8 protein-coding genes and 1 tRNA gene are annotated in these 9,851 nt (G+C 67.2%); 5 read left to right on the top strand and 4 right to left on the bottom strand.

What is annotated here, in order from left to right; genetic code table 11:
• Positions 1-151: 151 nt before the first annotated feature.
• From HWX31_RS31475 to acs, 4 genes are all read right to left on the bottom strand, one after another.
• A tRNA-Ser gene (locus tag HWX31_RS31475) sits at positions 152-241 on the bottom strand.
• A gap of 60 nt (positions 242-301) precedes the next feature.
• Complete coding sequence (locus HWX31_RS31470) at positions 302-2,317, bottom strand: sodium:solute symporter family protein (RefSeq protein ID WP_174965003.1); 2,016 nt, start codon at positions 2,315-2,317, stop codon at positions 302-304.
• Positions 2,318-2,320: 3 nt separating this feature from the next.
• A complete protein-coding gene (locus HWX31_RS31465; protein ID WP_059617482.1) occupies positions 2,321-2,665 on the bottom strand; it encodes a DUF4212 domain-containing protein in 345 nt (114 codons plus the stop codon).
• 73 nt (positions 2,666-2,738) lie between these two features.
• Positions 2,739-4,721: an acetate--CoA ligase gene (gene acs / locus HWX31_RS31460; RefSeq protein ID WP_174965004.1), complete on the bottom strand. Its 1,983-nt coding sequence runs from the start codon at positions 4,719-4,721 to the stop codon at positions 2,739-2,741.
• Positions 4,722-5,044: 323 nt separating this feature from the next.
• On the opposite strand from acs, the gene HWX31_RS31455 reads away from it, so the two are divergent.
• From HWX31_RS31455 to murI, 5 genes are all read left to right on the top strand, one after another.
• A complete protein-coding gene (locus tag HWX31_RS31455; RefSeq protein WP_174965005.1) occupies positions 5,045-5,944 on the top strand; it encodes a DMT family transporter in 900 nt (299 codons plus the stop codon).
• Between the two features lie 121 nt (positions 5,945-6,065).
• Complete coding sequence (locus HWX31_RS31450) at positions 6,066-6,716, top strand: TIGR00645 family protein (RefSeq protein WP_059617488.1); 651 nt, start codon at positions 6,066-6,068, stop codon at positions 6,714-6,716.
• Positions 6,713-8,236, top strand: a complete 1,524-nt coding sequence (locus tag HWX31_RS31445) for a fumarate hydratase (RefSeq protein WP_059633599.1) — start codon at positions 6,713-6,715, stop codon at positions 8,234-8,236. Before HWX31_RS31450 ends, HWX31_RS31445 begins: the two co-directional genes overlap by 4 nt.
• A 160-nt stretch (positions 8,237-8,396) precedes the next feature.
• Positions 8,397-8,873, top strand: coding sequence for a bacterioferritin (gene bfr / locus HWX31_RS31440; RefSeq protein ID WP_059617493.1), 477 nt, complete (start codon positions 8,397-8,399; stop codon positions 8,871-8,873).
• Between the two features lie 42 nt (positions 8,874-8,915).
• A complete protein-coding gene (gene murI / locus HWX31_RS31435) occupies positions 8,916-9,776 on the top strand; it encodes a glutamate racemase (protein WP_174965006.1) in 861 nt (286 codons plus the stop codon).
• Positions 9,777-9,851: the final 75 nt, after the last annotated feature.

Genomic DNA, 9,851 nt, shown 5'->3' with positions numbered 1-9,851 from the left:
TGGCTCGGGATATCGCCGCAGACTCTCCCGAAGTGCCCGGAAACTGGAGTCTTGCGATTTTTCCTGGAGGCCTGCGAACGCTTGAGCGCCCCGCAAAACCTTGTTCATCCTGGTTTTGCGGCGCTTCTTGAATGATGCTGGAGGGGTATTCTGGCGGAGAGAGGGGGATTCGAACCCCCGATAGGCTTTCACCTATACACGCTTTCCAGGCGTGCGACTTAAACCACTCATCCATCTCTCCGGGAAGAGCGAGAGTATAGCAAACTCTTGCCGCGCCCCGCCACTCCCTCGTGCACAACCGTCACGGATGGCGAATGTAGTCGACGAGCGCGCGCGTGTAATCGTCCGGCCGGCGGTCGAGCAGGCTGACGACGATCGCGACCGCAAACCCCGCCGGCACGCCGAACACGCCCGAGCTGATCGGCTCGATCCCGAACCACGTCGGCCCGGCGAAGCCGGTCAGCTGCGCGAAGTACGGATACGTCGACACGATGTAATACACGCACACCACGAGCCCCGTCACCATCCCGGCGATCGCGCCGCGCGTCGTCGTGCGCTTCCAGAACACGCCCAGCACGAGCACCGGAAAGAAACTCGACGCCGCGAGCGAGAACGCCGCGCCGACGAGGAACAGGATCTTCCCCGTATTGAGCGACGCGACATACGACGCGAACAGCGCCACCCCGAGCAGCAGCACCTTCGAGATCGTCACCCGCCGCTGGCTCGACGCGTCGGGCGCGACCATGTGGTAGTAGATGTCGTGCGACAGCGCGTTCGCGATCGTCAGCAACAGGCCGTCCGCGGTCGACAGCGCGGCCGCGAGCGCACCCGCCGCGATCAGCCCCGACACGACGTACGGCAGTCCGGCGATTTCCGGCGCGGCCAGCACGACCATGTCAGGCTGCATCTGGATTTCGGACCAGTGCACGATGCCGTCGCGAATCTCGTCGACGATGCCGATCAGGTCCGGCTCGAAATGATGCCACTGCGTGACCCACGCCGGCAGCGCCGCGAACGGCCGCCCGACGAGGTTCGCGAGGATCTCGTACTTGATCATCACCGCGAGCACCGGCACGCTCAGATAGAACAGCGCGATGAAGAACAGCGTCCAGCCGACCGACCGGCGCGCGGACGCAACCGACGTCGTCGTGTTGTAGCGCGTCAGGATGTGCGGCAGGCTCGCGGTGCCGAGCGACAGGCACAGCAGCAGCGCGAGGAAGTTCCGTTCACGCGGCCGCCGCTCGTCGTCGCTCGCCGCCGGAAACGGCTCGTGCATCGGCACCGGCGGCGCCGCGCGCGCGAGCAGGTCGTCGCGCGCCTGCGACCACACCACACGCGCCGCCGCCGGGTCGCGCGGGAACTCCGCGAGCGCGCGCTCGCGCTGGCTGATCTCGCGCAGCGGCCCGTTGTGGCGGCGCAGGTCGGCCAACTGGTCGACGAGCCGCCCCCGCTCCTGCGCATACGACGCGGGCAGCCGGTCGAGCTGCGTCTGGATGTGCGCGGCCTGCCGGCGATAGGCATCGCGCACCCGCTGCTCGTCGCGCGAATCGCGCACCTGCGCTTCGCGCGCCGCGACGCGCTCCATCAACTGCCCGTAGCTGAATTGCGGCACCGGCCCGAGCCCGTTCTTCATCGCGATCAGCGACACGGGAATCAGGATCGCGCTGATCAGGATGATGTACTGCGCGACCTGCGTCCACGTCACCGCGCGCATCCCGCCGAGGAACGAGCAGACGAGAATGCCCGCGAGCCCGCAGAAGATGCCGATCGCGAAATCGACGCCGATGAAGCGCGTCGCGATCAGCCCGATGCCCTGGATCTGCGCGACCAGATAGACGAACGAGCACAGGATCGCCGCGCCCGCCGCGAGCGCGCGCACCGCGGTGCTCGAGAAGCGCGTGCCGAGAAAGTCGGGAATCGTGTAGCGGGCAAGCTTGCGCACGTACGGCGCGAGCAGGAACGCGACGAGGCAGAAGCCGCCGGTCCAGCCCATCAGGTAGGCGAGCGCGTCGTAGCCGGTCGCGTACAGCGATCCGGCGAGGCCGATGAACGACGCGGCCGACAGCCAGTCGGCGGCGGTCGCCATCCCGTTGAACGCGGACGGCACGCGCCGCCCGGCGACGTAGTACTCGACGAGATCGGACGTGCGCGACAGCAGCCCGATCACCGCATAGACGGCGATCGGCACGAACAGGAACACGTAGCCGATCCACACGCCGGAGCCGGCCGCGCGCTCGATCCGGCCCAGCAGCAGCACGAACCCGAGAAAGCCGAGCGTGTACAGCGCATACGCACGGATCAGGCGACGCGTCAGCATCCGTCAACGCCCGCCGCGCGTGTTGCCGGCCTGCGCCGCGTACTCGTCGTACGTGCGGCGCAGGATGCGGTCGGCGCGTTGCATCAGCCCGATGTAGATCACGATCAGCACGAGATAGACGAGGATCGCGCCTTGCGCGCCGACGTAGAACGGCAGGCTGAATCCGACGAAGCGCACGCCCGCGAGCGCGGGCGCGAAGAACGGCACGATGAACGACACCGCGAAGCCGGTCGCCATCAGCACGGCGATCAGCGCGACGTTGAAGCGCCAGTAGCGCGCATGCGCGCGAGCGAGCGGCGCGGGAACGGGCGGCGGCGCGACGGGCGCGGGACGGGACGGGACGGTCATGCCCTTGTGTAGCAAAAAGCCCCTGCGCGGGCAATCGGGATTGCCGCGCAGGGGCGCATGCCGGTGTGCCGGCTCAGCGCACTTCGGCGAGCTGATCGAGGATCGCGGGGTTCTCGAGCGTCGACGTGTCCTGCGTGATCGTCTCGCCCTTCGCGAGCGAGCGCAGCAGGCGGCGCATGATCTTGCCGGAGCGCGTCTTCGGCAGGTTGTCGCCGAAGCGGATGTCCTTCGGCTTCGCGATCGGCCCGATCTGCTTGCCGACCCAGTCGCGCAGCTCCTTCGCGAGCTTCGCGGCCTCTTCGCCTTCCGGACGCGCGCGCTTGAGCACGACGAACGCGACGACGGCCTCGCCGGTCGTCTCGTCCGGACGCCCGACCACGGCCGCCTCCGCGACGAGCTCGTGCGCGACCAGCGCCGACTCGATCTCCATCGTGCCGAGCCGGTGGCCCGACACGTTCAGCACGTCGTCGATCCGGCCCATGATCGTGAAGTAGCCGGTGCCCTTGTCGCGCACGGTGCCGTCACCGGCAAGATAGAGCCGGCCGCCGAGCTCGTCGGGGTAGTAGCTTTTCTTGAAACGCTCCGGGTCGCCCCAGATCGTGCGGATCATCGACGGCCACGGGCGCTTGACGACCAGAATCCCGCCCTGCCCGTTCGGCACGTCCTGCCCCGTCTCGTCGACGACGGCCGCCATGATGCCCGGCAGCGGCAGCGTGCACGAGCCCGGCACGGTGGGCGTCGCGCCCGGCAGCGGCGAGATCATGTGGCCGCCCGTCTCGGTCTGCCACCACGTGTCGACGATCGGGCAGCGTTCCTGGCCGACGTGCTTGTGATACCACATCCACGCTTCCGGGTTGATCGGCTCGCCGACCGTGCCGATGATGCGCAGGCTCGACAGGTCGTAGCTCTTCGGATGGACCTTGTCGTCGGCGTCGGCCGCCTTGATCAGCGAACGGATCGCGGTCGGCGCGGTGTAGAACACGCTGACGTGGTGATCCGCGATCATCTTCCAGAAGCGGCCGGCGTCCGGATAGGTCGGCACGCCCTCGAACACGACCTGCGTCGCGCCGCACGCGAGCGGGCCGTACGTGATGTACGTGTGGCCGGTGATCCAGCCGATGTCGGCGGTGCACCAGAACACGTCTTCCGGCTTCCAGTCGAACGCCCATTTCATCGTCAGCGCGGCCCACAGCAGGTAGCCGCCGGTGCTGTGCTGCACGCCCTTGGGCTTGCCGGTCGAGCCCGACGTATACAGGATGAACAGCGGATGCTCGGCGCCGACCCATTCCGGCTCGCACGTATCGGCAACGCCTGCGGTCAGCTCGTGCATCCACAGGTCGCGGTTCGCATGCCAGTCGATCTTGCCGCCGGTGCGGCGATAGACGATCACGCTCTTCACGGCGTCGCAGCCGCCCATCGCGAGCGCTTCGTCGGCGATGCTCTTGAGCGGCAGCGTCTTGCCGCCGCGCAGCTGCTCGTCGGCGGTGACGAGCGCGCTCGCGCCGACGTCGACGAGCCGTTCGTTGAGCGACTTCGCGGAGAAGCCACCGAACACGACCGAGTGCGTCGCGCCGATGCGCGCGCAGGCCTGCATCGCGACGATCGCCTCGACCGACATCGGCATGTAGATGACGACGCGGTCGCCGCGGCCGATGCCGCGCTGCTTCAGCGCGTTCGCGAAGCGCGACACGCGCGCGAGCAGGTCGGCATAGGTGACGCGGGTGACGGCGCCGTCGTCGGCTTCGAAGATCACCGCGACGCGCTCGCCGTTGCCGGCCGCGACGTGGCGGTCGAGGCAGTTGTACGACGCGTTGAGCTCGCCGTCGTCGAACCACTTGTAGAACGGCGCGTCGGACTCGTCGAGCACCTTCGTGAACGGCGTGTGCCACGCGAGCGTGTCGCGGGCCTGGCGTGCCCAGAAGCCTTCGTAATCACGCTCGGCCTCGTCGGCCAGCGCACGATAGGCTTGCATGCCGGAAATGGCCGCCGCCTTCACGAGCGCCTCGGGCGGCTCGAACTGGCGGCTTTCGTGAAGAACCGATTCAATCGTGGACATCGACTACCCCTTGGTGAACATGAATCCTCTGATTGCCGGCGCGTGTCATGCGCGCCGCGTCTTGGTCGGCGCAAGCGCGCCGCTGTCTCCCACCTCACCCGCACGCGGCCCGGGGGCTGCGCGCGATGCTGCGCCGCACCACTTCGCACGACGGCAAGCGCGTGGCCCGGCGCTTCCAAGATAAGCGCGTCAACTTACCCGTCACTTACGGACAAAAACGGACAAATTCGGCGATACCACCGGCGGCACACCATGCGGCGCGCTTTGCGCTGTTACGACCACGACCCTACAATCCTAACTGAACTCGCCTTACGGATTCCAGCTTGAATCGCTACGCACTTTTCCTCATCGTGTCGATGCTGCTCGTCGGCAGCAACGTCGGCATCGGCAAATCGATCGTCGTCTTCGTTCCCGTCGCCATTCTCGCCACGCTGCGCTTCGTGATCGCGATCGGCGTGCTGTGGCCGCTGTTCCGTCCGGTCAAGATGCGCGCGGTCAAGCGCGGCGAATGGCTGAACCTGTTCCTGCAGGCGTTCTTCGGCACCTTCATGTTTACGCTGCTGATGCTGAACGGCGTGCAGCGCACGAGCGCGGTCGCGGCCGGCGTCATCACGAGCACGATCCCCGCCGTCGTCGCGCTGTTCGCGTGGCTGATCCTGCGCGAAAAACCGAACGGCCGTGCGCTTGTGTCGATCGCGCTTGCGATCGTCGGCGTCGTGACGATCAACTTCGCGAACGGCGGCGCGACCGCGACCAGTGCGACGGCCGGCTCGCTGACGGGCAACCTGCTGATGCTCGGCGCGGTGTGCTGCGAGTCGATCTACGTGATCCTGTCGCGCCGCCTCACGCAGACGCTCGCGCCGATCGACATTTGCGCGTACACCCACCTGTTCGGCCTGCTGCTGATGCTGCCGCTCGGCGCGGGCGCGATGTGGCATTTCGATTACGCGAGCGTGCCGGCGAGCATCTGGGCGCTCGTCGTCTGGTACGGGCTGTCGGCCAGCATCTTCTCGTTCTGGATGTGGATGAAGGGCATCCGCCACGTGCCGGGCAGCCTCGCCGGCGTGTTCAGCGCGGTGCTGCCGGTCGCCGCGGCCGTCTACGGGATCGCGTTCCTCGGCGAGCGGCCGACGCTCGCGCACGGCTTCGCGCTCGCGTGCGTCGTCACCGGCATCGTGCTCGCGAGCCTGCGCGTGAAACGCACTCCGCCCGTCACGCCCTGATCCGTCCCCGGCGCCCTGCCGGGCCGCGGGGCGCGTCGCTGCAGCCGGGCGGGACGACGCGCTACAATAGCGCGCTTTTTCCGAATTGCTACCCCCCGATACACGCGCCCGTTCCGCCATCATGTCCGCCCCGCAGACCGACCCGCATTCGCCCGTCCGTCCCGTCGTCCGCCCCATGCGCCCGCTGCCCAGACTGATCTTCATGAGCCGCTGGCTCCAGGTCCCGCTGTATCTCGGCCTGATCGTCGCGCAAGGCGTCTATGCGTTCCTGTTCCTGCACGAGGTGTGGCACCTGCTGTCGCACGCGGCGAGCCTCGACGAGATCGGCGTGATGCTCGCGGTGCTCGGCCTGATCGACGTGGTGATGATCTCGAACCTGCTGATCATGGTGATCGTCGGCGGCTACGAGACGTTCGTGTCGCGGCTCGGCGTCGAGGGGCATCCCGACGAGCCGGAATGGCTCGACCACGTGAACGCGGGCGTGCTGAAGGTCAAGCTGTCGATGGCGCTGATCAGCATCTCGTCGATCCACCTGCTGAAGACCTTCATCAACCCGGACCAGCACACCGCCCACGCGATCATGTGGCAGGTGCTGATCCACGTGTCGTTCCTCGTGTCGGCGCTCGTGATGGCGTGGGTCGACCGCCTGACGACCCACACGCATCCCGCGCATTTCCACGAGACGCACGCCCCCGCCGCTGCGTCCCGCAAACCGGCGGAACATGCCGCCGGCAACGCATTCCCCACAGTCCTCACAGAGTCTCAGCCATGACCGTCATCAAACAGGAAGACCTGATCCAGAGCATCGCGGATTCGCTGCAGTACATCAGCTATTACCACCCGCTCGACTACATCCAGGCCCTCGGCCGCGCGTACGAGCTCGAGGAAAGCCCGGCCGCGAAGGACGCGATCGCGCAGATCCTCACGAACAGCCGCATGTGCGCGGAAGGCCGCCGCCCGATCTGCCAGGACACGGGGATCGTCACGGTGTTCGTGAAGGTCGGCATGGACGTGCGCTGGGACGGCGCGACGATGGGCGTCACCGACATGATCAACGAAGGCGTGCGCCGCGGCTACACGCATCCGGACAACGTGCTGCGCGCGTCGATCGTCAATCCGCCCGAAGGCGGCCGCAAGAACACGAAGGACAACACGCCGGCGGTGATCCACTACGAGATCGTGCCGGGCGACAAGGTCGACGTGCAGGTCGCCGCGAAGGGCGGCGGCTCGGAGAACAAGTCGAAGTTCGTGATGCTGAACCCGTCGGATTCGATCGTCGACTGGGTGCTGAAGACGGTCCCGACGATGGGCGCGGGCTGGTGCCCGCCGGGCATGCTCGGCATCGGCATCGGCGGCACCGCCGAGAAGGCGATGGTGATGGCGAAGGAATCGCTGATGGAGCCGATCGACATCCAGGAGATCATCGCGCGCGGCCCGAAGGACTGGGTCGAGGAGCTGCGCGTCGAGCTGCACGAGAAGGTCAACGCGCTCGGCATCGGCGCACAGGGCCTCGGCGGCCTGGCGACCGTGCTCGACGTGAAGATCATGGCCGCACCGACGCATGCGGCATCGAAGCCGGTCGCGCTGATCCCGAACTGCGCGGCCACGCGCCATGCGCACTTCGTGCTCGACGGTTCGGGTCCGGCAAAGCTCGAGGCGCCGTCGCTCGACGCTTGGCCGAAGGTTCAGTGGGAACCGAACACGGAGACCAGCAAGCGCGTCGACCTGAACACGCTGACGCCGGAAGAAGTCGCAAGCTGGACGCCGGGCCAGACGCTGCTGCTGTCGGGCAAGATGCTCACCGGCCGCGACGCCGCGCACAAGCGCATCGCCGACATGCTCGCGAAGGGCGAGAAGCTGCCGGTCGACTTCACGAACCGCGTGATCTACTACGTCGGCCCGGTCGATCCGGTGCGTGACGAAGTGGTCGGCCCGGCCGGCCCGACGACGGCCACGCGGATGGACAAGTTCACCGAGACGATGCTCGCGCAGACGGGCCTCATCTCGATGGTCGGCAAGGCCGAACGCGGCCCGGTCGCGATCGACGCGATCAAGAAGCACAAGGCGGCCTACCTGATGGCGGTCGGCGGTGCGGCGTACCTCGTGTCGAAGGCGATCCGCGGCGCGAAGGTGCTCGCGTTCGAAGACCTCGGCATGGAAGCGATCTACGAGTTCGACGTGCAGGACATGCCGGTGACGGTTGCCGTCGATTCGTCGGGCACGTCGGTCCATCAGACCGGTCCGAAGGAATGGCAGGCGAAGATCGGCAAGATCCCCGTCGCCGCAGCGTAAGCGCGAACGCCCGAAAGGCCGGACACCTGTCCGGCCTTTTTGCTTCTCATTCTCATCCCGCTGCGTTGGCCGCTCGGACGAGCGCGGGAAGCTTGGCATTTCGCTTTCGAGCGATTATCGTTCGGGTTCTAAAGCCCCACCATCAAGAAGGAAACAAGCCATGCAAGGCGACAAGAAAGTCATCGAATATCTGAACGCCCAGCTGAAGAACGAGCTGACGGCGATCAACCAGTACTTCCTGCATGCGCGCATGTACAAGCACTGGGGTCTCGAGAAGCTCGGCAAGCACGAATACGACGAGTCGATCGGCGAGATGAAGCATGCGGACTGGCTCATCGAGCGCGTGTTCATGCTCGACGGCCTGCCGAACCTGCAGGACCTGCACAAGCTGCTCATCGGCGAGGAGACCGAAGAGATCCTGAAGTGCGACCTGAAGCTCGAGCAGATCTCGCAGGCGACCTGCAAGGAAGCGATCGCCTACTGCGAATCGGTTCGTGACTACGTGTCGCGCGAAATCTTCGAAAAGATCCTCGACGACACCGAAGAGCACATCGACTGGCTGGAAACGCAGATCGACCTGATCGGCAAGGTCGGCATCCAGAACTACCAGCAGACGATGATGGGTTCGCCCGAGTAAGCGCATTCCCCGCCCTTCCCCGCCATTGCAGACTGCCTGAGCATGTCGACGCCTTCCGTCATCGCCACGACGGCCGCCGCGGGCGCGCCCGTCGGCGTCTTCGATTCCGGGCTGGGCGGCCTGTCGGTGCTGCGCGCCGTGCGTGCGCAACTGCCCGACGAATCGTTCGTCTACGTCGCCGATTCGCGCAACGCGCCCTATGGCCCGCGCGACGAGGCGTTCATCACGGAGCGCACGCTGGCGATCGGCGAGTGGCTCGCGCGCCAGGGCGCGAAAGCGCTGGTCGTCGCGTGCAACACCGCGACGGCGCAATCGATCGCAGCCATCCGCGAACGTCTCGCGATCCCGCTCGTCGGCGTCGAACCGGGCATCAAGCCCGCGGCAGCCTTGTCCGCAAGCGGCATCGCGGGCGTCCTCGCGACCCAGTCGACGCTCGCCAGCGCGCGCTTCCAGGCGCTGCTCGACCGCTACGGCGCCGGCCGCCGATTCATCTGCCAGCCCGGGCACGGGCTCGTCGAGGCGGTCGAACGCGGCGACACGAACTCGCCCGCGCTGCGCGCGCTGCTCGACGGTTACCTGCAGCCGATGCTCGATGCCGGCGCCGATACCCTCGTGCTCGGCTGCACGCACTACCCGTTCTTCACGGAAACGATTCGTGACCTTGTCGGCGACCGCCTGACGATCGTCGACACCAGCGACGCGATCGCCCGCCAGCTCGCGCGCGTCCTCGACGAACGCGGCCTGCGCGCGCCGGCCGGCACCCGGGCCGCGCCGCCGCGCTTCTGCTCGACCAGCGACGGCCGGCAGCTGCGCGCCCTCGCGTCGACCCTGCTCGGCCTCGACGCGCCGGTCGAATCCGTCGCCATTTCTTCGCCGAACGCACACGCATGCACGGCCGCCTGACGCCCTCACCCGGCCCCCTTCTCCGCCAGTAACCCCTCTAAGGGTCTGGATTTGTTACAAAAAAGCCGGATGCGG

The organism is Burkholderia ubonensis (assembly GCF_902833085.1).
Taxonomy (GTDB): Bacteria; Pseudomonadota; Gammaproteobacteria; order Burkholderiales; family Burkholderiaceae; genus Burkholderia; species Burkholderia ubonensis.
The sequence above is the reverse complement of the archived record's forward strand: the minus strand, read 5'-3'. Positions and strand labels throughout refer to the sequence as shown.